The 26,719-nt window shown below is 60.3% G+C and carries 23 protein-coding genes; 13 read left to right on the forward strand and 10 right to left on the reverse strand.

Going from position 1 to position 26,719, the window contains the following annotated elements; genetic code table 11:
* Positions 1 to 84: 84 nt before the first annotated feature.
* The gene (locus ACS4NR_RS07290; RefSeq protein ID WP_095135630.1) at positions 85 to 1,092 is read right to left on the reverse strand and encodes a FecR family protein; all 1,008 of its coding nucleotides are present in this window, start codon (positions 1,090 to 1,092) and stop codon (positions 85 to 87) included.
* Positions 1,093 to 1,244: 152 nt separating this feature from the next.
* Here ACS4NR_RS07290 and ACS4NR_RS07295 point away from each other — a divergent pair, with 152 nt between their 5' ends.
* Positions 1,245 to 1,514 (forward strand): PepSY domain-containing protein, encoded by a 270-nt coding sequence (locus tag ACS4NR_RS07295; protein ID WP_007961867.1) that lies wholly within the window; start codon positions 1,245 to 1,247, stop codon positions 1,512 to 1,514.
* Between the two features lie 54 nt (positions 1,515 to 1,568).
* On the opposite strand, the gene ACS4NR_RS07300 is transcribed toward ACS4NR_RS07295, so the two are convergent.
* Positions 1,569 to 6,395 (reverse strand): hypothetical protein, encoded by a 4,827-nt coding sequence (locus tag ACS4NR_RS07300; RefSeq protein ID WP_456020370.1) that lies wholly within the window; start codon positions 6,393 to 6,395, stop codon positions 1,569 to 1,571.
* 233 nt (positions 6,396 to 6,628) lie between these two features.
* On the opposite strand from ACS4NR_RS07300, the gene ACS4NR_RS07305 reads away from it, so the two are divergent.
* Positions 6,629 to 7,669 (forward strand): Ldh family oxidoreductase, encoded by a 1,041-nt coding sequence (locus tag ACS4NR_RS07305; protein WP_456019543.1) that lies wholly within the window; start codon positions 6,629 to 6,631, stop codon positions 7,667 to 7,669.
* A 148-nt stretch (positions 7,670 to 7,817) separates the two neighbouring features.
* Here the strand turns inward: ACS4NR_RS07305 and ACS4NR_RS07310 are convergent, their stop codons facing one another.
* Positions 7,818 to 8,135 (reverse strand): DUF883 family protein, encoded by a 318-nt coding sequence (locus ACS4NR_RS07310; protein ID WP_007961870.1) that lies wholly within the window; start codon positions 8,133 to 8,135, stop codon positions 7,818 to 7,820.
* A gap of 153 nt (positions 8,136 to 8,288) precedes the next feature.
* Here ACS4NR_RS07310 and ACS4NR_RS07315 point away from each other — a divergent pair, with 153 nt between their 5' ends.
* Entirely contained in the window at positions 8,289 to 8,543 is a 255-nt protein-coding gene (locus ACS4NR_RS07315) for a hypothetical protein (RefSeq protein ID WP_003224595.1), read from the forward strand.
* Positions 8,544 to 8,551: 8 nt separating this feature from the next.
* On the opposite strand, the gene ACS4NR_RS07320 is transcribed toward ACS4NR_RS07315, so the two are convergent.
* Positions 8,552 to 9,466 carry a LysR family transcriptional regulator gene (locus ACS4NR_RS07320; protein WP_456019544.1) on the reverse strand — a complete coding sequence of 305 codons (915 nt, stop codon included), beginning with the start codon at positions 9,464 to 9,466 and terminating at the stop codon, positions 8,552 to 8,554.
* A gap of 84 nt (positions 9,467 to 9,550) precedes the next feature.
* Between ACS4NR_RS07320 and ACS4NR_RS07325 the strand changes: the two genes are divergently transcribed.
* Positions 9,551 to 10,474: a carbon-nitrogen hydrolase family protein gene (locus ACS4NR_RS07325; RefSeq protein ID WP_166495677.1), complete on the forward strand. Its 924-nt coding sequence runs from the start codon at positions 9,551 to 9,553 to the stop codon at positions 10,472 to 10,474.
* A 114-nt stretch (positions 10,475 to 10,588) separates the two neighbouring features.
* On the opposite strand, the gene ACS4NR_RS07330 is transcribed toward ACS4NR_RS07325, so the two are convergent.
* From ACS4NR_RS07330 to ACS4NR_RS07340, 3 genes are all read right to left on the reverse strand, one after another.
* On the reverse strand, positions 10,589 to 11,062 hold the full coding sequence (locus ACS4NR_RS07330) for an LEA type 2 family protein (protein ID WP_095135640.1): 474 nt from the start codon (positions 11,060 to 11,062) through the stop codon (positions 10,589 to 10,591).
* Positions 11,063 to 11,127: 65 nt separating this feature from the next.
* On the reverse strand, positions 11,128 to 12,594 hold the full coding sequence (locus tag ACS4NR_RS07335; RefSeq protein ID WP_095135642.1) for a nucleobase:cation symporter-2 family protein: 1,467 nt from the start codon (positions 12,592 to 12,594) through the stop codon (positions 11,128 to 11,130).
* 273 nt (positions 12,595 to 12,867) lie between these two features.
* Positions 12,868 to 13,761: a LysR family transcriptional regulator gene (locus ACS4NR_RS07340; RefSeq protein ID WP_456019545.1), complete on the reverse strand. Its 894-nt coding sequence runs from the start codon at positions 13,759 to 13,761 to the stop codon at positions 12,868 to 12,870.
* A gap of 99 nt (positions 13,762 to 13,860) precedes the next feature.
* Between ACS4NR_RS07340 and ACS4NR_RS07345 the strand changes: the two genes are divergently transcribed.
* From ACS4NR_RS07345 to ACS4NR_RS07365, 5 genes are all read left to right on the forward strand, one after another.
* Positions 13,861 to 14,952 carry a polyamine ABC transporter substrate-binding protein gene (locus ACS4NR_RS07345; protein WP_456019546.1) on the forward strand — a complete coding sequence of 364 codons (1,092 nt, stop codon included), beginning with the start codon at positions 13,861 to 13,863 and terminating at the stop codon, positions 14,950 to 14,952.
* 16 nt (positions 14,953 to 14,968) lie between these two features.
* Positions 14,969 to 15,928 (forward strand): agmatinase, encoded by a 960-nt coding sequence (gene speB / locus ACS4NR_RS07350; protein WP_456019547.1) that lies wholly within the window; start codon positions 14,969 to 14,971, stop codon positions 15,926 to 15,928.
* Between the two features lie 1,203 nt (positions 15,929 to 17,131).
* The gene (gene zapE, locus ACS4NR_RS07355; protein ID WP_456019548.1) at positions 17,132 to 18,250 is read left to right on the forward strand and encodes a cell division protein ZapE; all 1,119 of its coding nucleotides are present in this window, start codon (positions 17,132 to 17,134) and stop codon (positions 18,248 to 18,250) included.
* A gap of 17 nt (positions 18,251 to 18,267) precedes the next feature.
* Positions 18,268 to 18,849, forward strand: a complete 582-nt coding sequence (locus ACS4NR_RS07360; protein ID WP_456019549.1) for a DinB family protein — start codon at positions 18,268 to 18,270, stop codon at positions 18,847 to 18,849.
* Positions 18,850 to 19,030: 181 nt separating this feature from the next.
* On the forward strand, positions 19,031 to 19,528 hold the full coding sequence (locus tag ACS4NR_RS07365; RefSeq protein ID WP_095136747.1) for a GNAT family N-acetyltransferase: 498 nt from the start codon (positions 19,031 to 19,033) through the stop codon (positions 19,526 to 19,528).
* Between the two features lie 84 nt (positions 19,529 to 19,612).
* Here ACS4NR_RS07365 and ACS4NR_RS07370 read toward each other — a convergent pair whose 3' ends face one another.
* Entirely contained in the window at positions 19,613 to 19,822 is a 210-nt protein-coding gene (locus ACS4NR_RS07370; RefSeq protein WP_253151405.1) for a hypothetical protein, read from the reverse strand.
* Between the two features lie 204 nt (positions 19,823 to 20,026).
* On the reverse strand, positions 20,027 to 22,273 hold the full coding sequence (locus tag ACS4NR_RS07375; protein WP_456019550.1) for a TonB-dependent siderophore receptor: 2,247 nt from the start codon (positions 22,271 to 22,273) through the stop codon (positions 20,027 to 20,029).
* On the opposite strand from ACS4NR_RS07375, the gene ACS4NR_RS07380 reads away from it, so the two are divergent.
* Together ACS4NR_RS07380 and gorA are read left to right on the forward strand one after the other, a co-directional pair.
* Positions 22,260 to 22,487 (forward strand): hypothetical protein, encoded by a 228-nt coding sequence (locus ACS4NR_RS07380; RefSeq protein ID WP_115984554.1) that lies wholly within the window; start codon positions 22,260 to 22,262, stop codon positions 22,485 to 22,487. The genes ACS4NR_RS07375 and ACS4NR_RS07380 overlap by 14 nt on opposite strands.
* On the forward strand, positions 22,471 to 23,829 hold the full coding sequence (gene gorA / locus ACS4NR_RS07385) for a glutathione-disulfide reductase (RefSeq protein WP_456019551.1): 1,359 nt from the start codon (positions 22,471 to 22,473) through the stop codon (positions 23,827 to 23,829). Before ACS4NR_RS07380 ends, gorA begins: the two co-directional genes overlap by 17 nt.
* On the opposite strand, the gene ACS4NR_RS07390 is transcribed toward gorA, so the two are convergent.
* Positions 23,826 to 24,842, reverse strand: a complete 1,017-nt coding sequence (locus ACS4NR_RS07390) for a DNA-binding protein (protein WP_456019552.1) — start codon at positions 24,840 to 24,842, stop codon at positions 23,826 to 23,828. The genes gorA and ACS4NR_RS07390 overlap by 4 nt on opposite strands.
* A 177-nt stretch (positions 24,843 to 25,019) precedes the next feature.
* Here ACS4NR_RS07390 and ACS4NR_RS07395 point away from each other — a divergent pair, with 177 nt between their 5' ends.
* Positions 25,020 to 25,958, forward strand: a complete 939-nt coding sequence (locus ACS4NR_RS07395; protein ID WP_456019553.1) for a site-specific integrase — start codon at positions 25,020 to 25,022, stop codon at positions 25,956 to 25,958.
* Between the two features lie 136 nt (positions 25,959 to 26,094).
* The gene (gene ahpC / locus ACS4NR_RS07400) at positions 26,095 to 26,658 is read left to right on the forward strand and encodes an alkyl hydroperoxide reductase subunit C (protein ID WP_003224621.1); all 564 of its coding nucleotides are present in this window, start codon (positions 26,095 to 26,097) and stop codon (positions 26,656 to 26,658) included.
* Positions 26,659 to 26,719 lie beyond the last annotated feature (61 nt).

The following is a 26,719-nucleotide window of genomic DNA, read 5'->3' on the forward strand; positions in this document are numbered from 1 at the left end:
CCTGAACGAAAAAGCCGCTGCTCCTTGACAGGAACAGCGGCTTTTTTATTACCCTGAATTTACCTTGGCAGGTGGTGCCCGGTTTCAGGTTTTTGGCGGCTGCCGCGGCATCGAGTTGATCACCGGATCACCGTCGGTGTTACGCGTCAGGTAAACCGGCAATACCTTGGGCAGGGTGTTGACGAGGCCGCCGAGTTCTTTGATGTTGTAGACGCCGCCGACGCGGATTGCGCCGGTACTGGCGTCGGCCAGTTTCAGCGGTTTGCTCAGGTAGCGATTGATCAGCGGCAAGGCTTCGTTCAGTGCCAGGTTGTCGAGCACCAGTTTGCCGCTGCGCCAGGCCAGGGCGTTATTGTTGGCGTAGGTCTGGCTGATCTGTGGCGTGTAGTCGCCATGCCGGTACTGCGCCTGCATGGCCGGCCCCAGGCGCAGACCGTCGCCGGGCAGGGCGGCGTTACTGGTCACCAGCACCGAGCCTTCGATCAGATTGACCCGCACCTGATCTTCGTAGAGCCAGACATTGAAGCGGGTGCCGGTCACGCGGATCTTGCCTTCGCCGGCCCTGACCACGAACGGGTGGGAGAGGTCATGGCTGACTTCGAAAAAGGCTTCACCCTTTTTCAGGGTGACCCGCCGCTCGTCCTTGTAATTGCTGAAGGTCAGCTCGGTGTTGAGGTTGAGCTCGACCTGACTGCCGTCCTTCAAGGTGACCTGACGGACATTGTCGGTGGCTTCGAAGTGCTGATAGCTGTTGGGCAACCAGCCCAAGTTCCAGCCACTGTACGCCGCCAGTGGCAAGGCCAGGGCGCAGACACTCGCGGCAATTGCATAGCGCCGCCAGGCGGGCACCGCATCGGTCAGCGGCACATTGAGCGTTGGTGGCAGCGGCGGACGCGGCAGATGTTCGGCAACGTCCCAGATCTCCAGCATGGCTTCATATTCGAACGCATGCAGCGGATGAGCATCGCGCCATTGCTCGAAAGCCAGACGCTCCTCGACGGAGCAGTCTACGGCGTGCAGACGCATGCACCAGTGCGCGGCGGCATCGGTGATCGCATCGTATTCGGCTTCCGAGAGGGATTCTTGGGTCATTGACTCGTCCTGATTTGCTGCATTCTAACCTTGAGAGCCGGGTGCCGAGAACATCCGTCATGGCAATTGCCCATCAAAGTGGAACTTATTTTTCCGTGTGACGCCAAAATTCAGGACGTCTGACGTACATCATCCACAAATGGAGTGAAAAAATGATCAAAAAAACCTTAGCCGCTGCAATCGCCACTGCCGCCTTGTTCAGCGCCGGTGCCGCCATGGCTGATCGTCCCGGTGCGGGCTGGGTCACCATCGAAAAGGCTATCGAGATCGTGAAAACCAAGGCCGGTTACGTCGAAGTCTATGAAATCGAGGCCGACAATGACGGCTACTGGAAAGGCGAGGGCCGCAAAGCCGACGGTTCGGTGTATGAATTCCGCATCGACGGCGCCTCGGGCAATGTATTGCGTGACCAGAAAGACTGAGTTCACCCAGCGATAAACAATGCGCAGGCCAACCGCCTGCGCATTTTTTTTGCCTCAGTTGAGCCCTCCGTGAGGTTGGGTTACCGGGTCGAGCTGACGGCCCATTTCGCAGATCAGGAAGGCGATCGAATCGGCGTTGCGCAATATCGTGTCGATGCGTGGATGCGGGTTGGTCGGGCTGAGAAACGCCGTTCGCGCGTCCTCAAGATTCCTCGTCCCCGTGGTCTTGAGAACTTCCCTGCGCACATGTTCCATGCCCTCAAACTCGTCGATATCGAGCCACTCCTGAAGGTTGTCGCTCCAGCGCGAAAACAGCTCTTCACGGCGCGTGGACAGTGACAGTGCTTCGCGCTGAAATCGGGTCTGTACCTGTTTGCGGGCAGCTCCGTAACCGGTCGCCGTAGCAATCAGATCAGCAAACGGGCGCCGCGCTTCCAGGGAGGCAATGTCGACGGTCTTGCTGAATTGATGGGAAAACTCGTGGATCAGCGTCGCTGCCCGTGCATGCCCGTCAACATTGAACGGTTCGGTCAGGCCCGTGTTGTACCAATCCAGCCCTTGATTGAAGAACTTTTCGGTGAAATGGACTTTCTTGAGTAAATCGCCACCCAGTACAAAGGCGATTACACCCGAGCTGCTGTGTCTGTTCGAGCCGACCACAAAGCGACTGGTGTTCAACAGGTCTTCTGTTGGATCGACCAGTGCATCACAGATCGGCATGATCGCCTGCTTCAACTTGTCGAGAATGTCGGCATCAATCCGTTGCACACCAAAAAAAGACTTGAGAAAAGTATCGAGGCGGGTACCCGGTACATAGTTTCTCAGTTGGGCAAGATTGTGCAGGCTGTTGAACGCGTAATGCCGGGCCAGATCAATCGCCTCGATCAACATGCGGGCTTTTTCCGGATGGCGGGCGCGGATTTCCTCCATGCCTTGCGCTTCGATATTCAGCATGTACCGCGCCTGGCGATCGGTGGCGTAATGGTTGAACATCGTCGACATGGCCTTGCCGAAATGCACGGTATGGCGATCCGGGTCCAGCACCAGTTGCCGGGAAGCGGTGTGTTGCAGCACCGGGCCTGGCTGCTCGTCGCATTTGATCTGCCAGACGGCTCCCGGCCGCTCCACGGGATAGACTTTGCCGGCGATAGGGGCGTAAGTCGCTTTGGTTTTCAGATTCTGATAAGTGCCCTCGGCAGCATTGCGGGTCAGATCCTTCAGGGCGACTGTTGGAGTCTCGAATGATTGCAGCGAGGTGCGCAGCGGATCGGTCGGCTTTGTCTGCGCAAGGACGGGAGCGCTCAATGTGGTTGGCTGCGGTGGTTGCGGCGCTGCCACGGCTTGAGATTCCAGACGCGATTCCAGTGCCAACCGCCCGAGACTGATCATCTCCGCTGCGCCGGCGATAAAGGTTTCCAGCGCACGTTTCCAGTGGTGATCCTGCAACGCTTCGGCCGAACCCATGAAGTCCTTGAAGCTTTGCCAAAGAAACTGCACATAGGCGAGTTTGCCCGGCAGCAGGCCCCGGATCTGCTGGATGCCGGAACTGAACAGGTGCTTCGCGGCGTCCCAATCCGCCTGCGCCGATGGCAGCGAATGGCTGCTCAGCAAGTGTGGCAACAAGGCCAGATTGTCGTCGAACAACTGCAGCAGCAAGTTGCCGTCGATCGGGGTGGTGGCCAGGGTCATCTCGCTCGTCTGGCCGCTGCTCGCCTTGAACAACGCGCTGAAGATCGAACGTTGACTTTCCGGCAAGCGGCGCAGCAGCAAGTCCTGCAGTGAGCCCGGCGTATTCAGCGCGGCGATCACTGCCGCCTCGTCCTCGAACTCACTGAATGCGTGCTCTCCATGGTAGGGCGCATAAAGCACCTGAGGGCCGGTTTTTTCCGCAGGGCCGATCAAGTACAGCCCCAGCGCTTTGATCGCTGAGGCTCCGGCGGTCTTGATCAGCGCCAACGGCCGGACAATTGCATCTGCCCCTTGCACGGTCGCGCGAGCGACGGCATCGGGCATGTCGAGCACCTGTGAAATCAAGCCGAAGGCCTTCGGCGACAAGCGTTGTTGCAGTTGTAGCTGATGGGCATGCTGCAGCAGTTGCCAGGGTAGTTGCTGGACGAAACGCAGCTTGCGTTGCTCGGCATCCACGTCATTCGCGGACAACGCCGTAGTGATTTTATCGGCAAATGTTGTCGCAACGTTCAAGGACAAAAAAAGGCTTCTGACCGCTTGCTGGTCGAGTCCGGTCGGCAGCGCCCGGTCGTTGCTCGAGCTCAGGGCGAATGCAGTGTCCTGGGCAATATGCGCATGGTTCAAGGCGAAATCGGTCAGGCTCATCGCAGACCCAATCAGGCTCAGCGCCGGGGTGACGGTAATTTGTTCGGGGTCGAGATCCTGCCTGTGCAAGCGGGTGCTCAGCAGCGTCTTGAGGGTCTGCCGGATGTAATCACGCAAGGTTGGCAGCGCGTGGAGATAATCCTCGTCGTCGATGACGCTGTGCCGCCACTGTTCCAGCAGTTCCAGGTGCAACTGCTGATCGTCAAGCCTGGCCATTCCCAGCCAGGCAGGCAGTGAATGCTGTTTAGCGAGGGCCTGCGCCAGAGCGGTGGCGCGTTGCAGGTTGGTTTCCACGACTTGCCCACTCAACATCTTGAGGATCTGATGTTCCCGTGGCTTTGGCCATTGGCGGCCCCGCACCTGTTCACAGCGCTGGAGGAAGTGTTCGATTGCTGATTCGGTGCGATCCTGCAGGACATTGCCGCTGATCAGTTGTAACCGTCCCAGCGCGTAGTTTTGATGGAACCTCTGGTGCAGGGGTGAAAGGTTTTCCAGCAGCACCAGGCGTTTTTGCGGGTCCAGCAGCCGCTGGCTCAAAACCTGTCTGGCTTGCTCGATCGAGCGGAAGACTTCCAGGCCCAGAGCCGGGGTCCACAAAATCGCACGTCCGGAGTGCTGCGTATCGAGGCCACCGCGTTCCGTGAGCAGGACGCAGTTGGCCAGCGGCAGCATTTCGCTCTCACCGGCGACCTGTAACGTCAATGACCAGGCGTCCGGCCGAAACCCGTTGAGTGCCTTGCGGCGGCTGCGATCCGGGTTATCCGGATTGAACACGGTGTCGACCAGGGCTTGCTCATGCCGGCTCAACGTTGCGTTCAGGACTCTCAACCGTGCTTCGCCATTGATGCCGACAGACAGGGCGTGCGCCAGCTTCGCTGCGATACCTTGCAGGTAGGTACGCTGCAGCGCTGTGACGGTCAACGGCTGGGCGGAGAAGTCTGCGACGATGGTTGGCATGATGCTGCCGAATTTGCGCACTTCGGCTGCGGCGGTGTCCGCCAGCACCCTTGAAGGTAGTTGGTTGCCGGTGAGCATCGGCCGGGTGCTCCAGCGCCCGCGGGTATCCAGGGTTACAAGGCGCTCGTGGAGCATCGAACGGATGTCCAGGGCCTTGTCGAACAGTGCGCGGATATCCACCACGCCGTCGCTGTGCCGGTACAACTGCAAGGCATAGTCGATGTTCTGTCGTTGCTTGGTGATGATCAACTCAAGCAGGACGCTGAACACGTCTCCGGCGATCGATTTGCCGGAAACCTGCGGCCGGTCGAAACCGAGGAAGCGCTGGCGCTCGTCGAGACTCAACAGACCATAGAGTTCGTCTTCGTGCCCGGGGCTGGCGAACTTGCCGAGCAGCATGGATTTGAGATCTTCGTAGTCCCTGAGTACCTGCAAGCCGTGCGTCGGGGTATACAGGAAACTGTCGGAATGGCTGATCATCAGCGCGCCGGCCAGCTCCACGAAGTTTGCCTGGTGCTCCCATAACCGCACGGTTTCCACGGCCGCGCGGCGTGCCGGACTTTCACTGAACCCCAGCGAGGTCAGCAGGCTGTCGAATTGGCGCTGATCGATGATGCCGGCCTCGCGCTTGAGCAAAAAGTCCGCCAGCGCCTGTTGCCGAATGATCTGCGCAAATACGTCGCGCCGCGAGGCCCCGTCAGCGCTGGGGCCATTCCAGTAGCGCTCCATTTGCTGGTACAGCAACACCAGCAGTTTGCCTGAAGCCGTGGTGATGGCTGTCTCCCAGTGTTGCTGGTCACTGGCCTGGAAAGTCCGGTCGGGGTGCGAAACCTCATGAGTCTGGCCAACCGCCCATCCGGAGTGGCGATAGTGCAACAGCAACGCATCGCCAAGTGACAGCGCTTCAACCCCGCGCCGTGAAGCAAGGTCGGTCGATGCCGGGCCAGTGGCAGTCGTGGTCGCGTACAGGTTCACGCGCGTGCGTGTCTGGTCGACGCCGCGCATCGTTGGCGTCAGTAGTGCGTCGACGATGGTCTGGAGCAGGCTGCCAAGTTCGGGAAGTTGCATCAATTCATCAAGCATCGCCTGCGCGTTGAGCTGCTGGCAGTCCTCGATGGCGACGCGTTGATCCTCGAAGATATCGCCCTCGACAAGCTGGTAGGTCACGCTGATACCGTGCTGTTCTGCCAGTCGTTTGCGTTGGGAAAGGGCGAGGAACGCCAGCAGCCGGTCGTCCTCGCTGGCGCTGTTCAGATGCTGTTCCAGGTGCGCGGTCAGGGCGGTGAGGCTGGCATGTTTTTTCAGCCCGGCGAAAGGTGTGTACAACAGGATGCCGTGATCATCCGGGGTGGCACTGAGTATGAAGCTGCCGGCCAGAGGCACCGCTGGCGCACCAGCGGTATTGAGCAGGATGCGCTGGGCAAGCATGGGCGGGGTCTGCTGACTGCGTAGTGCGTGGGTCGCCAGTTGCACGTGACTCAGCCATTGGAAGTCAGCAGTCGACAAGTGATGGAGATTGCCGAGTTCGCGCCACGATCCGGGGGAGTTGAGGATGGGCTGGAACAGCAGGGGAGGAATGGGAGCAGGCATCATCGGGTCTCGTTCAGGGCACCGTCCGGTGCACCGGTAAATTGAGACACGAGACTAAAGACCGGATCGATAGCAGAGGTGGTACATAGTTACCGCACCAGCGGCAACGCAATGTGCTTGCTGCGACAGGCAGACACCGCAACGGTTGACAGCACCCATGTCTGACGTGGTTAATCGCTGGGCAAGGTATTCGTACGCTGTTGTTCCCTCCAATAATTAGTCTGGAGCTTCAGATGTCTGCGCCACACGATTGCGTGTCTTCCCCCGTTGCGTCCACACTCTCGCTCGAAGCGCTGACGCAACTGCTTGAAAAGGTTTTCCTGCGTCACGGTACGTCGGCGTCCGTCGCCCGAACCCTGGCTGCCAACTGCGCCGGCGCTGAACGTGACGGTGCGCACAGTCATGGTGTGTTCCGTATCCCCGGTTATGTCTCGACACTCAATAGCGGTTGGGTCAATGGACAGGCTGTGCCGCAAGTCGAGGACGTAGCCTCCGGTTTCGTACGAGTCGATGCCGGCAACGGTTTCGCCCAGCCCGCGCTGGCCGCTGCTCGGCCGCTGCTGGTGGAAAAGGCGCGCAACGCCGGGATCGCCGTATTGGCGATTCGCAACTCCCATCACTTTGCGGCGCTATGGCCGGACGTCGAGCCGTTCGCCGAGGAAGGGCTGGTGGCGCTCAGCGTGGTCAACAGCATGACCTGCGTGGTGCCGCATGGTGCCGACAGGCCGCTGTTCGGTACTAATCCGATTGCCTTTGCCGCGCCCCGGACGGGTGGCGCGCCGATTGTCTTTGATCTGGCGACCAGCGCCATCGCTCACGGTGATGTGCAGATTGCGGCGCGCAAGGGTGAACGTCTGCCTGCCGGAATGGGCGTGGACGGTCTTGGGCAGGCGACTCAGGATCCGAAAGCCATTCTTGAGGGCGGCGCACTGTTGCCATTCGGCGGCCACAAAGGTTCGGCGTTGTCGATGATGGTCGAGCTGCTGGCGGCGGCGTTGACGGGGGGCAATTTTTCCTTCGAGTTCGACTGGTCGAACCATCCCGGGGCCAAGACCCCGTGGACCGGACAACTGCTGATTGTCATCGACCCGAGCAAGTCCGCCGGGCAGAGCTTTGCCGAACGCAGCGAAGAGCTGGTGCGGCAGATGCATGGGGTGGGGCTGAAGCGCTTGCCGGGTGATCGTCGGCATTTGCAGCGGGCCAGATCGCTGGCCGAGGGGGTCGTGCTGGATGAGCAGACGCTGGCGCAGTTGCGCGAATTGGCCGGGGAATAATTGGCAGATAGCCAATGTGGCGAGGGAGCTTGCTCCCGCCGGGTTGCAAAGCGGTTCCCCCCTTTGTCTACTTGAGAAACAGGGGGGACTGCTGCGCAGTCCAGCGGGAGCAAGCTCCCTCGCCACAGGTTTTTTTGTCAGACGTTGATCAACGACGACCGAGCAGCAGGCCCACTACAAGACCGAAACCGGCGGAAATCGCCACGGTCTGCCACGGGTGGCCGCCAATGTAGCTCTCGGTGGCCTCGACCGCAGGTTTGGTGCGCTCACGCACGCTCGACACCGAATCCAGCGCCTGTTGCAGCTTCAGGGCGATTTGTCCGCGCAGGGTCTCGGCTTCTTCGCCCACCAGTGAGGCGCTGCTCTTGAGCAGTTTGTCGGACTCTTCGATCAAAGCCTGAAGTTCGCTGAAGGCTTGATCCTTGATTTGGTCTTCGACGGCTTGCACGCGGGATTTGCGGGCCATTGGGTGACTCCTTGCAGATGGATGAACAGTGATCAATGGAGTGTGGCGCTGACTGAAAAGTTGCACTGATTTTAGGTGCGAAAGAAAAACCTGCGCGGGAGATTTCCGCCGAGCGTGTAAGATGTCGCCATTTTACGCAGCAGGTATTTCCCCATGAGTTTCAATCTGGCCGACAAATCCCTCGCCGAGCGCGCTGCGCTGGAAGACGAGAAATCCCGTCTGTTCGAACTCTGGCAGAACAATCTGGGCAAAGCCAAAGGCGAAGCCGCGCGGTTGTTCGGCGAACGCTCCAAGCGCAAGGGCAAATGGGCCGAGTGGGTGCGCGCCGAGCTTGATGGCATGTCCCCGCCGGAATTCGCCAACATGGTGCGCAGTGAAGTCAATCGACTGATGGCCGCCAACAAGTAACACGCGCCTCAGTCCGCGTTGAAACACCCGACAATTGCCTCACGCACCTTGATCTCCACCGGATCGATCTGCGTGCTGGTGCGCCAGCCCAGTTCGATCGGGTAACGCGGCAACGCCAGCGGGCAGGGCAGCAGCACCAGTCCGCTGAGCTCGGCAATGGCCTGAGCGGCATGGGTCGGGATGGTTGCTACCGCGCCGCTGCCCTTGAGCAGATGCGGCAGGGCGGCAAAGTGCGTGGTCGAGGCGCAGACCCGCCGGCTCAGGCCCAGCGCCGCGAGGCCTTCATCGGTGATGCCGATAAAACCGCCCGAGGACACCAGAATGTGCTCGCGGGCGACGAACTCCGGCAAATCGATGCGCTGTTGGCCGGGCGCCAGACTGCCCGGATCGACCAGACACGCATAATCCCCTTCACCCAACACCTGACGGCTGAGCAGACGCTCGGCGAATCCACCGGCGGTGATCGCCAGGTCGATGCTGCGCTCCATCAGGGCGCGGGCGACAATCTGGCTGTGGGTCTGGCGGAAGATCAGCCGCAGTTTGGGCGCGCTGCGAGCGATGGCATCGATCAGGCGTCGGCCATAGGCAATTTCAAAATCATCCGACAGGCCTATGGTGACTGAGCGGCCGTCATAGTGATGTGCCTCGGGGTCGACCATCGCCAGGCTCTGCCGACATTTATTCAGCGCTTCACTGACCACCGGTTTCAGTTGATTGGCCTTAAGTGTTGGCGCCAATCCGCGACCGGTGCGTACGAACAATTGATCGCCATACATCTCACGCAATCGACGCAATGCTGCGCTGACCGCCGATTGCGTCACGCCCAGACGCAGCGCCGCACGGCTGGCGCTGGACTCCTCATGCAGGGCTTCGAAGACTTTCAGCAGGTTGAGGTCGACGGTTGCGATATTCATTTGGCTCATATCATTCAGCAGTGAGTCGGTCTTTATTCATGATCCCGCGCCGCCGCAGAATCGGCAACAATTGAACCCGATGGAGTGACCGCAATGCCCAAATCAATCGTCGCCGCCCTGCAGATCGGCGCCTTGCCCGGTGGCAAGGGTGAAACCCTGGAACAGATCCTCAGTTGGGAAGACATGATCAGCGAGTCCGGCGCGGCTTTGGTGGTGATGCCTGAAGCGTTGCTTGGCGGTTATCCGAAAGGCGAGGGCTTCGGCACGCAGTTGGGCTATCGCTTGCCCGAGGGGCGTGAGGCCTACGCCCGCTACTTCGCCAACGCCATTGACGTGCCGGGAGCAGAAACCGAAGCACTGGCCGGTTTGTCGGCGCGCACCGGGGCCAATCTGGTGATCGGTGTGATCGAGCGCGCCGGCAGCACGTTGTATTGCACGGCGCTGTATTTCGATCCGCAGGCAGGGCTGGTGGCCAAGCATCGCAAACTGATGCCGACCGGCACCGAACGGCTGATCTGGGGCAAGGGCGATGGCTCGACGCTGCCGGTGCTCGACACACAGGTCGGCAAACTCGGTGCGGTGGTGTGCTGGGAAAACATGATGCCGCTGCTGCGCACGGCGATGTACGCCAAAGGCATTGAAGTCTGGTGCGCGCCGACCGTGGACGAGCGCGAGATGTGGCAGGTCAGCATGCGCCACATTGCCCATGAGGGCCGCTGCTTTGTGGTCAGTGCCTGTCAGGTGCAGGCCTCGCCGAACGAGTTGGGTGTGGAAATTGCCAACTGGCCGGCGGATCGTCCGCTGATTGCCGGCGGCAGTGTGATTGTCGGGCCGATGGGCGATGTGCTGGCGGGGCCTTTGCGTGGCGAGGCCGGGTTGCTGACGGCTGAGATCGATACTGATGAGCTGGTGCGGGCGCGGTACGACTATGACGTGGTTGGCCACTATGCGCGGCCGGATGTGTTTGAGCTGAGTGTCGATGAGCGGGCCAAACCCGGCGTGCGTTTCACCGCATAACTCGCGCACCGACCTGTAGGAGTGAGCCTGCTCGCGATAGCGCCAGATCAGCCAATACCTTTATTGACTGACACGATGCTATCGCGAGCAGGCTCACTCCTACAGTTAAGTGGGTTACCAGGTCGCGGAAGTGGCCTTTGGCAAACTCAGCTTGCCGCTGTCGACAAAACGCATGGTGCCGAACACCCCGCCCGCGAGTTTGCCGCGCAGCACGTAAGGCAGGTTGTCGAGGGTTTGTGTCTGGCTCAGGCCAAGGGTCTGGCGTAACACCGAGAACGCGGACACGCTGACCGGCACGCTGACCACGGTTTCCGAAAAGCGCGGGATCGAGCCGACCTGATCGCTGACGCCCGAGGCCAGTGGACGGCCATTGACCTCCAGATCCAGAGCGATGCCGTTGTAATCGATGGCCGTTTCATTGGGGTTCTGCACCCGCAACTTGATCGCGAAACGCACTTCCAGATCCTGGCTCGGCAACGGTTCGAGGCCGACCACGTTGATGTTCACCGGATCTCGGTTAGGAAACAGCGCGCAGGCGCTCAGGGACAACAGCAGCAGGGACAGGATGACGGCGTGGGCGCGGCGCATAAACAGTCTCTCAACGAAAAAGGGCTGAACCGTTGCCGGCTCAGCCCTTTTTTCATGGCGCAGCGTCAGCGGTTCAACTGTGCGACCGCCGCTGCCGTTGCAGGTTCAGCTTTGGCCGGCAGATCGGGGTTTTCCATGACCTGCAGAATCGACGCTTCCGGATCGAAATCGTCTTCTTCCAGCTCAATGAATTCTTCCGGCAGGAAGATATTCAGCACGATAGCGCACAACGCACCGACGGTGATCGGCGATTCGAAGATGTTACGCAGCGCTTGCGGCAACTCGCGCAGCACTTCCGGCACGGCGGCGATGCCCAGGCCCATGCCCACGGAGATCGCCACGATCAACATGTTGCGCCGATGCAGGCCAGCCTCGGCGAGGATCTTGATCCCGGCCACGGCCACGGTGCCGAACATCACCAGTTCAGCGCCACCGAGCACCGGTTTGGGCATCAGTTGCAGCACCGCGCCGATCATCGGGAACAGCCCCAGCAGCACCAGCAGGCCGGCGATGAAGAACGCCACGTAGCGGCTGGCCACGCCAGTCAACTGGATCACACCGTTGTTCTGCGCGAACGTGACCATCGGCATGCTGTTGAACACCGCTGCCATCGCCGAGTTGAGGCCATCGGCGAGCAGACCGGATTTGATTCGGCGGATGTACAGCGGGCCCTTGACCGGTTGCCGCGAGATCATCGAGTTGGCGGTCAGGTCACCGGCCGCTTCCAGCGGCGAAACCAGGAAGATCACCGCCACCGGAACGAACGCCACCCAGTCGAAATTGAAGCCGTACTTGAACGGCACCGGCACGCTGACCAGCGGCACTTCGGGCATCGAGGCGAAATCCACCGTGCCCATCAGCCAGGCGACCACATAGCCGAGGGTCAGGCCGATGACGATAGCGCCCAGGCGCAGGAACGGCACGTCGACGCGGTTCAGCACAACGATAGTGCCGATCACCAGCGCGGCCAGAAACACATGGCTGGCGGCGCCCAGATCGGGTGCGCCGAAACCGCCGGCAATGTCGGTCATCGCCACTTTGATCAGCGACAGGCCCATCAGGGTGATGATGGTGCCGGTGACCACCGGGGTGATCAGCATCCGCAGTTTGCCGATGAACTGACTGAGCACCACTTCGATGAACGCGGCGAAAAAGCACACGCCGAAAATTGTCGAGAGAATTTCATCGGTACCGCCACCCCGGGCCTTGACCATGAACCCGGCGCTGAGAATCACGCTGATAAAGGAAAAACTGGTGCCTTGCAGGCAAAGCAGACCGGAACCGACCGGGCCGAAACGCTTGGCTTGAACGAACGTACCCAAGCCCGAGACGAACAGCGCCATGCTGATCAGGTACGGAATTTCGCTTTGCAGGCCGAGGGCGCCGCCCATGATCAGGGTCGGGGTGATGATGCCGACGAAGCTCGCCAGCACGTGTTGCAGCGCGGCGAAGACGGTGGCGGTGAGGTGTGGACGGTCGTTGAGGCCGTAGAGCAGATCGTTGTTGCGCGGGACTTTTTCAGAGGCGGTCATGGTGTTTTGCGCGCCGCGAGGCGGGGCCGGGTCAGAAAATGGAGGCGCAGGATGCCGGAAGAGGACGGCGAGGGCAACGAGCAAAAATTGCCTGAAAGGTCAGGTTTTATTGGTGTTGGCGGTAATCCGCGCACCCTGCCACACATTGTTGTGGCGAGGGAGCTTGCTCCCGTTCGGCTGCGTAGCAGTCGTAAAACACTATTGACTGGATAATGCAGAGGGCTGCTTCGCACCCCAGCGGGAGCAAGCTCCCTCGCCACAAAAGCTTAGAAGTCATGTAAACGCGCTGAGCAAATCCTCTTCAAACGCCTTCTGCGCATCCCCCGGCACCTGCGCGCGATGCCGGGCCAGATGAAACGCCACTTCGAAACTCAACTCCCCAGGCCGCAACGCGCGTAGCAAGCCCTTGTCCTCCCAGACCCGCGCGTAGTGATCGGGCAGATAATCCACATGCTTGCCGGAAAGAATGAAAGCGAGGGTGCCTTCGACCTGCTCCGAACGCGCGGAAAAGCGCTTGTCCGGAAACGGCTCGCCCGTGCGCATGAACCGATACGGATGATCCACCCGGTCGCAGGCCTGCAACGCCGCGTCATCCGGCGCATCGACGCTGAACAGCGGATGCCCCTGCGCGCAATACAAATGCTGGGTTTCCCGGAACAGCTCGCGGTAATCGAAAGCGCTCTGCACCTGGGAGAAATAACCAATGGCCAGGTCCAGCCGCTGTTGCAGCAACAGGCGCTCCATTTCACCGGGCATCGCGCTGATCAACTCGATGCGCACCGACTCATCGCGCTCGCGGAAGCGCCTGATCGCATCCGCCACACGCAGTAGCACCGACTGATCAACCGCCTCGGACAAGCCCAGCCGCACTTCACCGATCAACCGTCCGGCAACGCCGTTGGATTGATGCCGGAACGTCTCGATGGACTGGAACAGTGCGCGAATCGCGATCAGCAGTTGCTCACCCTTGGGCGTCACACTGAAACCGCCCTTGCCCCGACTGCACAGGCGATAGCCGAGACGGGTTTCCAGTTTGGCCATTTGCTGGCTGATACTCGACTGGCTCAGGCCCAGTTCACCTTGCGCCGCGCTGAAGCCGCCACATTCCACGACCCGCACAAACAGGCGCAGCAACTGCAAATCGAGGTCGTGAAGCTGACCGAGCATTACATTACTCCGGGATAAAGTCAGGTTAACAAGCTTGATATTTCTGCAATGTATCCGACGGCGCATCCTGCCACCACTTCCTCCGGTCAGGTGTTCGTCATGGCTCCCGTGTCCAAACTGTGTTTTCCCGCGCTGTTGCTGTCCGTGGCCCTCAATGCCCAGGCCGAGGACAAATCCCTCAATCTCTACAGTTGGGCCGATTACGTGCCGGCGCAAACCCTGCAGCGTTTCGAGCAGGAGACCGGTATTCATGTGCGCTACGACACCTTCGATACCTCCGAGGTGCTGGAAACCAAACTGCTGACCGGCGGCAGCGGTTATGACGTGGTGGTGCCGTCGTCCAGCGTACTGGCCCGGGGTTTGGCAGCGGGCGCGTTGAAGGAAATCCCGCATCAAGGCCTCAAGGGCTACGCCAACCTTGATCCCGATCTGCTGGAAAAACTCGCCGCCGTCGATCCCGGCAATCGCTACGCCGTGCCTTATACCTGGGGCACGCTCGGGTTGGGGCTGAACGTCGAGGCGGTGAAAAAGCGCTTGCCGGACGTGCCGCTGAACAGCCTCGATCTGCTGTTCAAGCCCGAGTACGCGAGCAAACTCAAGGACTGCGGGATTGCCGTGCTCGATTCGCCGCAGGAAGTCATTGGTCTGGCGCTGCACTACCTCGGTAAAGATCCCTACAGCACCGACAAGAGTGATCTGGCCGCCGCCGAAACCTTGTTGCAGAAACTCCAGCCGTCGGTGTTGTACGTCGCCACCGGCCGGCAGATCAACGATCTGGCCAATGGCAGCGTGTGCCTGGCGCTGACCTACAACGGCGACGTGAGCATGGCTGCCGATCAGGCGCACAAGGCCAACAAAGCCTACGAAGTCGCCTACCGGATTCCGCGCGAGGGCACGCTGATCTGGCAGGACAATCTGGCCATTCCCAAGGACGCGCCGAACCCGCAAGCGGCGCGCACGTTCATCGAATTCATGCTGCGTCCCGAGTCCGTCGCCGATCTGACCAACACGCTGTTTTTCGCCACCGCCAATCAGGCCGCGACGCCGCTGGTGGACGAAGCCGTGCGCAATGATCCGGACATTTACCCGCCCGCCGAAATGCGCGAGCGCTTGTACGCCGACCGCAGCATGAGCCTCAAGGACATGCGTCAGCGCACGCGTCTGTGGACCACTTTCCGTAGCCATCAATAACAAAGGGAGCACACCGATGGACGTGCCGATGCTCAACGACCAAGCCCTGACCCGCGACAGCCTGTACGGCACCAGTGCCGAAAGCACCTACGCCGGGATCACCAGTTTCATGCGTCGCCGCTACAGCCGTGATCTGCGCGGCGTCGACGTGGCGGTCAGCGGGGTTCCGTTCGACACCGCCACCAGCAACCGCCCGGGCGCACGCTTCGGGCCACGGGGGATCCGCGCCGCGTCCACCGGGATCGCCTGGGAGCGCCACTGGCCGTGGGCGTTCGACCCGTTCGATCATCTGGCGGTGATCGACTACGGCGATTGCGACTTCGATTACGGCTCGCCGCACACCATCCCGGAAAGCATCGAGGCCCACGCCGAGCGCATTCTTGATGCCGGCAGCGCGATGCTGACGTTTGGCGGCGACCACTTCATCACCTATCCGCTGCTCAAGGCCCATGCGCGCAAACACGGCGCGCTGTCGCTGATCCACTTCGATGCGCACAGCGACACCTGGCCGGACGAGGGCGGCAAACGTGTCGATCACGGCACCATGTTCTGGCACGCGGCCAGGGAAGGGCTGGTAGATCCGGCGCGCTCGGTGCAGATCGGTTTGCGCACCACCAATGACGATCATCAGGGCTTTGCCGTGCTCGACGCCCGCCAGGTGCATCGGCGTGGCTGCGAGGCGATTGTCGAGGCGATTCGCGCGCGGGTCGGTGATCACCCGGTGTACCTGACGTTTGATATCGATTGCCTGGATCCGGCCTTTGCCCCGGGCACTGGCACTCCGGTGTGTGGCGGGTTGAGCACGCTGCAGGCGCTGGAAATCCTCGGCGGTTTGCGCGGAATCAATCTGGTGGGCATGGATGTGGTGGAAGTGGCGCCGGCTTATGACCATGCGGACGTGACGTCACTGGCAGCGGCAACCCTGGCGATGGAAATGCTCTGCCTCTATGCCGCCCGACACAAAGTTGACCTTTAAAACACCACAAAGCCAATGTGGGAGTGGACTTGCTCACGAAAGCGGTGTGTCATTCAACGATGATGTTGGCTGACTTGACGCCTTCGCGAGCAAGCCCGCTCCCACAGGAGGTTGTATTCCAGGCAGTTGCTGCACGCTGTTTTGAGGTCGCGAGATATACAGTCGATCTTTGCCCCCCACAAAACCCATGTGGGAGTGGGCTTGCTCACGAAAGCGGTGTGTCATTCGACGGTGATGTTGGCTGACTTGACGCCTTCGCGAGCAAGCCCGCTCCCACAGGAGGTTGTATTCCAGGCAGTTGCTGCACGCTGTTTTGAGGTCGCGAGATATACAGTCGATTTTTGCCCCCACAAAACCCATGTGGGAGTGGGCTTGCTCACGAAAGCGGTGTGTCATTCAACGATGATTTTGGCTGACTTGACGCCTTCGCGAGCAAGCCCGCTCCCACAGGAGGTTGTATTCCAGGCAGTTGCTGCACGCTGTTTTGAGGTCGCGAGATATACAGTCGATCTTTGCCCCCCACAAAACCCATGTGGGAGTGGGCTTGCTCACGAAAGCGGTGTGTCATTCAACGATGATGTTGGCTGACTTGACGCCTTCGCGAGCAAGCCCGCTCCCACAGGAGGTTGTATTCCAGGCAGTTGCTGCACGCTGTTTTGAGGTCGCGAGATATACAATCGATCTTTGCCCCCCCACAGAACCCATGTGGGAGTGGGCTTGCTCACGAAAGCGGTGTGTCATTCGACGGTGATGTTGGCTGACTTGACGCCTTCGCGAGCAAGCCCGCTCCCACGGAGGTTGTATTCCAGGCAGTTGCTGCACGCTGTTTTGAGGTCGCGAGATATACAGTCGATCTTTGCCCCTCACAAAGCCCATGTGGGAGTGGGCTTGCTCACGAAAGCGGTTTGTCATTCAACGATGATGTTGGCTGACTTGACGCCTTCGCGAGCAAGCCCGCTCCCACAGGAGGTTGTATTCCAGGCAGTTGCTGCACGCTGTTTTGAGGTCGCGAGATATACAGTCGATCTTTGCCCCCCACAAAACCCATGTGGGAGTGGGCTTGCTCACGAAAGCGGTGTGTCATTCAACGATGATGTTGGCTGACTTGACGCCTTCGCGAGCAAGCCCGCTCCCACGGGGATCTGTGTTTCAGGCAGTTCCTGGCAGGGCAGTATTTCCCTGCTTCGTGGCATACTGCCGCGCATGACTTTCGACTCCCCTTTAAGCGCCTGGCAGCACGCGATCGAGCACAAGGGTTTCATCCAGGATGAAGCCCAGGAGCATGCGGTCTGGGCCTTGCAAAAATGCCATGAAGCCTTGCACGCCGGCGCCCGTTCGGTCACCGGCGTGTACTTGTGGGGCCCGGTCGGGCGCGGCAAGACCTGGTTGATGGATCAGTTCTATCAGAGCCTGCGGGTACCGGCCCGACGGCAGCACTTTCATCATTTCATGGGCTGGGTGCACCAGCGCTCGTTCCAGTTGACCGGGATCGCCGATCCGCTGCGGGCGCTGGCCAAGGAGCTTGCGGCGGAAGTGCGGGTGCTGTGTTTCGATGAGTTGTTCGTCAATGACATCGGCGACGCGATCATCCTCGGTCGGCTGTTTCAGGTGATGTTCGACGAAGGCGTGGTGGTGGTCTGCACCTCCAACCTGCCGCCGGATGAACTGTATGCCGATGGCTTCAACCGCGACCGGTTTGTCCCGGCGATTGCCGCGATCAAGGCGCATATGCAAGTGGTGGCGGTGAACGGCGCCGAGGATCATCGCCTGCATCCGGGCGCGGGTCTGCAGCGGTATTTTGTCGCGACGCCGGGGCAGGACAGTGCGCTGCAGCAAGTGTTCCAGTCGCTCAACGCCGGGCAGCCCGCCAGCGCGGAGCCGGTACCCGTCGGCCATCGCATATTGAACGTGGTGCAAGCAAGCGAATCGGTGCTCTGGTGCCGCTACGCCGATCTCTGCGAGCAACCGTTTGCCGCGATGGATTTCATCGCACTGTGCGACAGCTATCGGTCTATTCTGTTGAGCGACGTGCCGAACCTCAGCGCGCAGAAACGCGAAGGGCGCATCGCTCGCGGCACGGAGGACGGCTCGGCGCAGGTGGTGGCCGGTGACCGTGAGTTGCCGCAACTGTCGGTGCACGACGACGGCGTGCGTCGTTTTATTGCCTTGGTCGACGAGTGCTACGACCGTAAAGTCCCGCTGTACATTGAGGCGCAGGTGCCGATGGACGCGCTGTACACCGAGGGTTATCTGGAGTTCCCGTTCCGGCGTACCCTCAGCCGGTTGCAGGAGATGCAGTTGCAGCGTTTTGCCGAATCCTGAGCGAAGAGGGCGCGAGTATGAGCCAACCGCTGTCGCATCATTTACTGACCATGGCCTACCAGAACGCGTGGGCCAATCATCGCCTCGGCAAAGCCTGGAATCAGCTCGACGCCACTGAGCTGGCGGCGCCACGAGTGAGCTTTTTTCCGAGTATCCGCCTCACCCTCAATCACATCCTGACGTGCGACTGGTTTTACGTTGACGCACTGGAACGCGAGTTGCGCGGTGACGAGCCGCATCCCGACTGCTATGTGTTTTTCAACCATGACGAACCGTTCAGCGAGGCCGCAGCGCTGCGTGAAGAGCAGGCGCAGGTTGACCGCCGGTTGATCGCTTATTGCGAACAACTGCGCGATGCCGATCTGGGGCGGATCGTCACCATCGCCCGGGAAACGCCGCAGCATGACAGTCGCCTGCGTATGCTGTCGCACCTGTTCGAGCATCAGATCCATCACCGGGGGCAGGTGCATGCGATGCTCAGCGCGACCTCGGTAAAACCGCCGCAACTGGATGAGTTTTTCTGCGTCGGTGAGAGCGGGTTGCGTGCTCAGGATTTTGCCGAGCTGGGGTGGACGGAAGAGTTGATCTGGGGACATTGATGTTTGAAAGTCAAAAGATCGCAGCCTGCGGCAGCTCCTACAAGTATTGTGGCGTCGCCTGAAAACAGTGATCCGACGATCTTTTGAATTCTCGGGTTGTGGCCCGCAACATCCTCGCGGTAAGGTCGAGCAGCCTTTCAGGTGCGCACCTTGCACGCCGGGGCCATGATCGGGGATGGAAATGGATTCCGCAGAAATTCTTGTGCTGCAAGCCAGTTACAGCAATCCAGTGCATGCCGAGGCCATCGGCATCGTGCTCAATCACTACGCAGAAGATCCCATGGGCGGCGGCCATTCGCTTGACCCCGAGCTGCTGCGCCGCCTGCCTGAAGAACTGGCCCGCAGGCCTCACGCGTTCAGCGTGCTGGCGTTCGTCGGTGGTGAGCCGGCGGGGCTGGTGAACTGCTTTGAAGGCTTCTCGACGTTTGCCTGCAAGCCGCTGGTCAACGTCCATGACGTGGCGGTGATTTCGAAATTTCGCGGCCTCGGCCTGAGCCAGAAAATGCTGCGCAAGGTCGAGGAGATTTCCCGCCAGCGCGGCTGCTGCAAGATCACCCTGGAAGTGCTCGAAGGCAACGAGGTGGCACAGAACTCCTACCGCAAGTTCGGCTTCGCCCCCGGCATGTTCGACCCGGAACATGGCCGCATGCTGTTCTGGATCAAGGATCTGCAGGCATAAAAAAAGGCGCCCCGGACAGGGCGCCCAACTGTCGTCTCCGAGGCCAGAGCGGAGCCATCGGAGGTCCATCGGTTGCTCGGTGAATCAGTTGCGATAAGTCTCGGTGACTTGCGCGGTCTGATCGTCCGGAACCTTCAGTTCCGTGGCTTTGCTGTCGGTCGGCTGTTCGCTTGGCGCGTGGTGGACCGGGAAGTTGTCGTAGTAATGCCGCATGCGTTCGGCGCCGCCCTCGGCAAAGGCGCTGGCGGAACCGAGGGCGAGGAGCCCGGCGAGAATGACGGTAGTGGTTTTCATGGTGCCTCCTACTGAAAAACGTGGGAGCCGTTCGTCCATGAAGCAGATCTCGGGGCACAGTTTCCCGTCGGGGAATTAACTCGGGGTTAACAGCAGTAGTGAGGGGATTTGGTGACGCATTGCGCGTCACCTTGCGAGTGGGCCGCTTCGCGACCCATCGGGGATGAATCCCCTCACTACAGGGGTTTTGTTGGACCGGTGCGCTCAGAGTTTCCAGTCCAGGCTCAGCGTCACTGTGCGCGGGTCGCCCCAGTACACGCCGTTGTAGAAGCCGACGTTGTCGTAATACTTCTTGTCGAACAGGTTATCGACGTTGATCGACGCCGATAGATGCCTGTCGAATTCATAGCGCGACATCAGCCTGACCACGGTGTAGGCCTCCTGATTGATCCGCGACCGCTCGGTGATGATCCGGCCATTGGCGCCGCGCCCGACCGGGCGGTTGGCCGCGCCATAGACGTCACTCTGCCAGTTCACCGCGCCACCGACGGTCAATGCGTGCCAGTTGCCCGGCAGGCGATAGGCCGTGGACAGCCGCAGCATGTTCAGTGGTTGAGCGGTGTTGCTGCGCTGTTTTTCGCCGTCGACTGAGTGGGTGTAGGTGTAGCCGGCGGTCATGTTCCAGCCGCTGAGAATTTCCCCGGACACTTCGGCCTCGAAGCCATTGACCTTGTTACCCTTGCCGCCGGACTTGAAAAACTCCTCGCCGCTCACCGGGTCTGGCGGTACCGAGTTGTCGCGCTCGGCGACGTTGTCCTGCTTGCTCCAGAACACTGCCGTCGCCAGGTTCAGGCGTTCGTCGAGTAGGCTGCCCTTGAGCCCGACTTCGTAGTTGCTGCCAACCACCGGATCGAGGTAATTGCGGTTGCTGTCGCGGCTACTCTGCGGTTTGAAAATGTCGGTGTAGCTGGCGTAAACCGTGTACTCCGGCGTCAGGTCGTAAAGCAGGCCGGCGTAGGGTGTCCAGATATCATTCTGGCGTTGATGGGTGGCATCGGTGCTGGTCAGTTTTTGCTGCGCGTCATAGTAGTAATCGGTGCTGGATTCATCCCAACTGCCATAGCGGCTGCCGAGTACCGCATGCAGCTCATCGGTCAGGCTCAAACGGGTGGCGAGATAACCGGCTTTCTGCCGGGTGATGCCACGCGAACCCGGCAGGCTGGTAACGGTGTCGGCGAATTTGCCGATATCGCCCATGTATTTCCAGTCGCGGATCTTGCTGTAGTCGGCGGCTTGGGGACTGTTGAAGGCGTAGGGTGAGGTGGAGCGGTTTTCCGCCTCGCCATAGCCGAACATCATCTCGTGTTCGCGGCCGAACAACTGGTACGGCCCTGACAGGTTGAAGTCGTAGACGGCCATTTTCTGCGTGCCGAGCATGTGTCCCATGTAGGCCGTCATGCCGCTGCGGTCGGCTTCGGGATAACCGGCGCCGCCGTAATAGACCTTGCCGTCGGTATCGCTTTCGCGGTGGGTGTAGGCGGCCTTCAGCTTCCAGCCGTAACCCAGTTGCTGGTCAAGGGTGACGAACGCGGTCTTGTCCTTCAGCGGCCAGGAACTCCAGGACGTCGCCATGTTCGTCGACCGCCCGAGGCCGGCCTTGCTGCCGTCGGCGTTCCAGTACGGCACGGTGCCCCAGGAGGTGCCCTGAACCTGCTTGTCCTGATAGTCGTAGCCGACGGCAAGCACGGTGGAGTCGGTCAGGTCAGCTTCGAGAATGCCGTAGCCGACCTCGCGTTGCAGCGCGTATTTGTCGCGGAACGACTGGCTGTCGCGATAGGCCAGCACCGTGCGCCCGCGCAGCCGACCATCGAAGGCCAGCGGCCCGCCGACATCGACATAGCTGTAGTAATTGTCGTAACTGCCACCGCTGACCCCGGCCAAGGCCTGCCATTGGGCAGTCGGGCGTTTGCGCACCATGTTGATCGTCGCTGAAGGATCGCCGGCACCTGTGGTCAGGCCGGTGGCGCCGCGTACGACTTCGATGCGATCGTAGATGATGGTGTCCGAATCCGACTTCATGCGCCCGAAGGTATTGAGCATCCCGTCGATCTGGAAATTGTTGATCGGGTAGCCACGCGCCGAATAGCTGACCCGATCCGAATCGTTGTGCTGCACGACGATTCCGGTGGTCTGGCGCATGGCTTCGGATAATGTACCGAGCTTGAAATCATCCATTTGCTGGCGCGTGACCACCGACACCGATTGCGGGGTTTCCTTGATCGACAGGTTCAGCCGCGTCGCGGTGCTCATCGCGCCAGTGGTATAGGAATCAGTGTTTTCGGTGTTGAGGCCGAGGCCTTCGGCGCTGACACTGGTGGCGTCCAGTTCCAGCGCCTGGGCGGCGGATTGTGGCGCTGTTTCAGGATCGGTTTCAGCCAGCAGATCGGGACTCAACGCCATGCTGAACAAGCCGACAGTCAGGGTCATGGAACGGGTAATGGGCGCGAACATCGCAGCCGACTCCTTGTCTTCGAGGGAAAAAATCCGTTGGTTCAAAGACGAGGTGCAGGCCGGCGATTTAGTCACAAACAAGAAATATTGTTATTTGGAGATGTTTCCCGAGATCGCCGATCCGCGCGAAAAGCTGTGCACAGCGCTTGCCCAATGGACGGCGGCGGGTATGCTGTTGGCCTGCCGAGGAGATAGCAATGGCCTACGATTTTGACCTTTATGTGATTGGTGCCGGTTCCGGCGGTGTACGTGCGGCGCGCTTCGCTGCCGGTTTCGGCGCGAAAGTGGCAGTAGCCGAGAGCCGTTACCTGGGCGGCACCTGCGTCAACGTCGGCTGCGTGCCGAAGAAACTGCTGGTGTACGGCGCGCATTTCGCCGAGGACTTCGAACAGTCGTCCGGTTTCGGCTGGAGTCTGGGCGAAGCGAATTTCGACTGGGCGACCCTGATTGCCAACAAGGATCGCGAGATCAATCGCCTCAACGGCATTTATCGCAACCTGCTGGTCAACAGTGGCGTGACCCTGCACGAGGCCCACGCGAAGATCGTCGGCCCGCACGAGGTCGAGGTCAACGGTGAGCGTTTCACCGCGAAAAACATTCTGATCGCCACCGGTGGCTGGCCGCAGATTCCGGAAATTCTGGGGCACGAACACGCGATCAGCTCCAATCAGGCGTTCTTCCTCAAAGAGCTGCCGAAACGGGTGCTGGTGGTCGGTGGTGGTTACATCGCGGTCGAGTTCGCCGGGATTTTCCATGGCCTGGGCGCGAACACCACGCTGCTGTATCGCGGTGATCTGTTCCTGCGTGGTTTCGATGGCTCGGTGCGCAAGCATCTGCAGGAAGAGCTGAGCAAGCGCGGCATGGATCTGCAGTTCAACGCCGACATCGCGCGCATCGACAAACAGCCAGACGGCAGCCTCAAGGCAACCCTCAAGGATGGCCGCGTGCTGGAAGCCGACTGCGTGTTCTACGCCACAGGCCGGCGTCCGATGCTGGACAACCTGGGGCTGGAAAACACCGATGTGCAGCTCACCGACAAGGGCTTCATCAAGGTCGACGAGCAATACCAGACCAGCGAACCGTCGATTCTGGCGCTGGGTGATGTGATCGGTCGGGTGCAACTGACGCCAGTGGCACTGGCCGAAGGCATGGCGGTGGCGCGGCGCTTGTTCAAGCCTGAGCAATACCGTCCGGTGGATTACAAGATGATCCCGACGGCAGTGTTCAGTCTGCCGAACATCGGCACTGTCGGCTTGACCGAAGAAGAGGCGCGGGAAGCGGGGCATGAGGTGGTGATTTACGAGAGCCGCTTTCGCCCGATGAAGCTGACGCTGACCGAATGCCAGGAGAAAACCCTGATGAAGCTGGTGGTCGACGGCAAGACCGACAAAGTCCTCGGTTGCCACATGGTCGGCCCGGACGCGGGAGAGATCGTTCAGGGGCTGGCGATCGCGCTGAAGGCTGGCGCGACCAAGCGTGACTTCGACGACACGATCGGGGTGCACCCGACGGCCGCCGAAGAGTTCGTCACCATGCGTACGCCGGTCGGCGCTTAAGCGTCCTTCGCTTTGGCTGTGTCTGGCGCTGCCGCAACGGTAGCCGCCAGACGCATGCTTTCCTCGAGGCTGGCCTGAGTTTTGGTCAGTTCCTTTTCCAGTGACTGATTGAGCTGCCGCTGTTCGTCGGCATCCTGTTTCAGCGTCTGACTTTCCAGCAGGGCCACGCGCAGGCGTTCCTGGAGGAGGGTGCGCTCGCTGTCAACGCGAGTGGCTTGTTCCAGCAACTGATCCTGACGCTGGTTGCTGTGCTTGAGCTGATCCTGCATAAGGCTCAGCTCGCGCTGAGTGCCACGGTTTTCCGTGAGCAGGCGTTCGTTGTCGCGATGCAACTGAGTGATCTCGTCCTGACGCACCAGTGCACTTTGTTGCGCCTGGCGCAATTCCATCTGCAACTGCTGCAGCTGTCCTTCGTGACGGGCCTGCTCCTGCTCGCGCTGCTCTTTGGTGGCGTTGCGGTAGTGCTCCAGAGCATCACGGGCGTGCAGGTGTTTCTCTTCCAGCGAGCGGATCTGCTCGTCCTTGTCCTGCAGGCGCAACTCGAAATCGGCCAGCGCCTGATTGAGTCCGGCGTTGCGGGTTTGCTCGGTCTGCAGCATCGAGCGGGTTTCTTTTAGCGCTTCGGATTCCTTGGCCAGCGCCGCGCCTTGAATGTCGTGCTGTTGTTCCAGTTGCTCAAGTGCCTGGCGCACCTGCTTGAGTTCCGCTTCCAGGGTTTCGCGCTGCTCTTCGAACTGCTCGCGCGCTTGTTCGATCGGCTCTTGCGCCTGTTCTTTCAGGCGCTGGGCGAGACGCGAGACCAGTGCGGTCAGTTCGTCATTGATCGGTTCCGCGGACGCTTCGACCGGTTGGCTGCCGTCATCCAGCTCTTTCAGATAGCGATGGATCGTGGTTTTCGAACCGGTGTTGCCCAGTTCGATGCGTACTGCATCGATGCTGGGGTGTTCGCCTCGGGCCAGAATCGCTGCGCGCGCGATCTGCACCACTGCTTTGTTTACGCCACCACGGGCCATGTGAACTCCTACCATTACGTACTGTGGTACATGCCACTAAAGTACGCAGTGTACCACGCTGAAAATAAAGTTAAATGCTTGATTTTTCACAGGCGGGATATACTGGTATTACCCAATGTCAGACCCCTGAATCGGTTTTTTCATCCAGCAATCAGTACGCCTGCGAGAACACTGCCCATGAGCGAGATCGATCGCTATCTGCAAGCCGCCACCCGTGACAACACCCGCCGCAGCTATCGTTCTGCGATCGAGCATTTCGAAGTGAAATGGGGCGGTTTCCTGCCGGCAACCGCTGACAGCGTGGCGCGGTATCTGGTCGAGCATGCCGGCGTGCTGTCGATCAATACCCTGAAGCTGCGCTTGTCGGCGCTGGCGCAGTGGCACAACAGTCAGGGTTTTGCCGATCCGACTAAGGCGCCGGTGGTGCGCAAAGTGTTCAAAGGCATTCGCGCACTGCATCCGGCGCAGGAAAAACAGGCCGAACCGTTGCAGCTGCACGATCTGCAACAAGTGGTCGACTGGCTGGAGCAGGAAGCCAGCAACGCCAGAAAAAATCAGGATCGCCCGCAACTGCTCAAGGCCTATCGCGATCGGGCGCTGATCTTGCTGGGCTTCTGGCGTGGCTTTCGCAGCGATGAGCTTTGTCGTCTGCAGATCGAGCATGTGCAGGCGCACGCCGGCAGCGGCATCACCCTGTATTTGCCACGCAGCAAGGGCGATCGCGACAACCTCGGGCAGACGTATCAGGCGCCGGCGTTGCTCAAGCTGTGCCCGGTGCAGGCTTATATCGACTGGATCACCGAGGCAGCGCTGGTGCGCGGCCCGGTGTTTCGCGGCGTTGACCGCTGGGGCCATCTGAGCGAGGAGGGCTTGCACGCCAACAGCATCATTCCGCTGCTGCGTCAGGCGCTGGAGCGCGCCGGCATCCCGGCCGAGCGCTACACCAGCCATTCCCTGCGTCGCGGCTTCGCTACCTGGGCGCACCAAAGCGGTTGGGATTTGAAATCGCTGATGAGTTACGTCGGCTGGAAGGATATGAAGTCAGCCATGCGCTATGTTGAAGCCAGCCCCTTTCACGGGATGGCTCGGATTACGGATAAGCCGGCTTCGTCGTAGATATGGTTTTCTTCTATTAATACTGTCTGCTAATAGCGAAAACAAATCAGCAGCATCAGGTTTGCCAATGAGCCATCCGTCGAGTGAGTGGGTAGGATTCACCCATCGAATTCACAACCCTGACGGAGAGTCATCAATGCCTATCATCAACAGCCAAGTAAAACCGTTCAAAGCTACCGCGTTCAAAAACGGCGACTTCGTACAAGTCTCGGACGCTGACCTGAAAGGCAAATGGTCCGTAGTGTTCTTCTACCCAGCCGACTTCACTTTCGTGTGCCCAACCGAGCTGGAAGACCTGGCCGACAACTACGCTGCGTTCCAGAAACTGGGCGTGGAAATCTACAGCGTTTCGACCGACACCCACTTTGCCCACGCTGCCTGGCACAACACTTCGCCAGCCATCGGCAAAATCGAATACACCATGATCGGCGACCCGACCCACGTCATCTCCCGCAACTTCGACGTGCTGATCGAAGAAGCTGGCCTGGCTGACCGTGGCACCTTCGTGATCAACCCTGAAGGCCAGATCAAAATCGTTGAACTGAACGATGGCGGCGTTGGCCGTGACGCTTCCGAGCTGCTGCGCAAGATCAAGGCTGCTCAGTACGTTGCTGCTCACCCAGGCGAAGTTTGCCCAGCCAAATGGAAAGAAGGCGAGGCCACTCTGGCTCCGTCCCTGGACCTGGTCGGCAAGATCTGAGTCTGTGAGACACGCAACACAGGGCGGGACTCCGCACCTACTTCAGTAAGCTGCACCGCCC

This window comes from Pseudomonas sp. JQ36 (genome assembly GCF_053851495.1).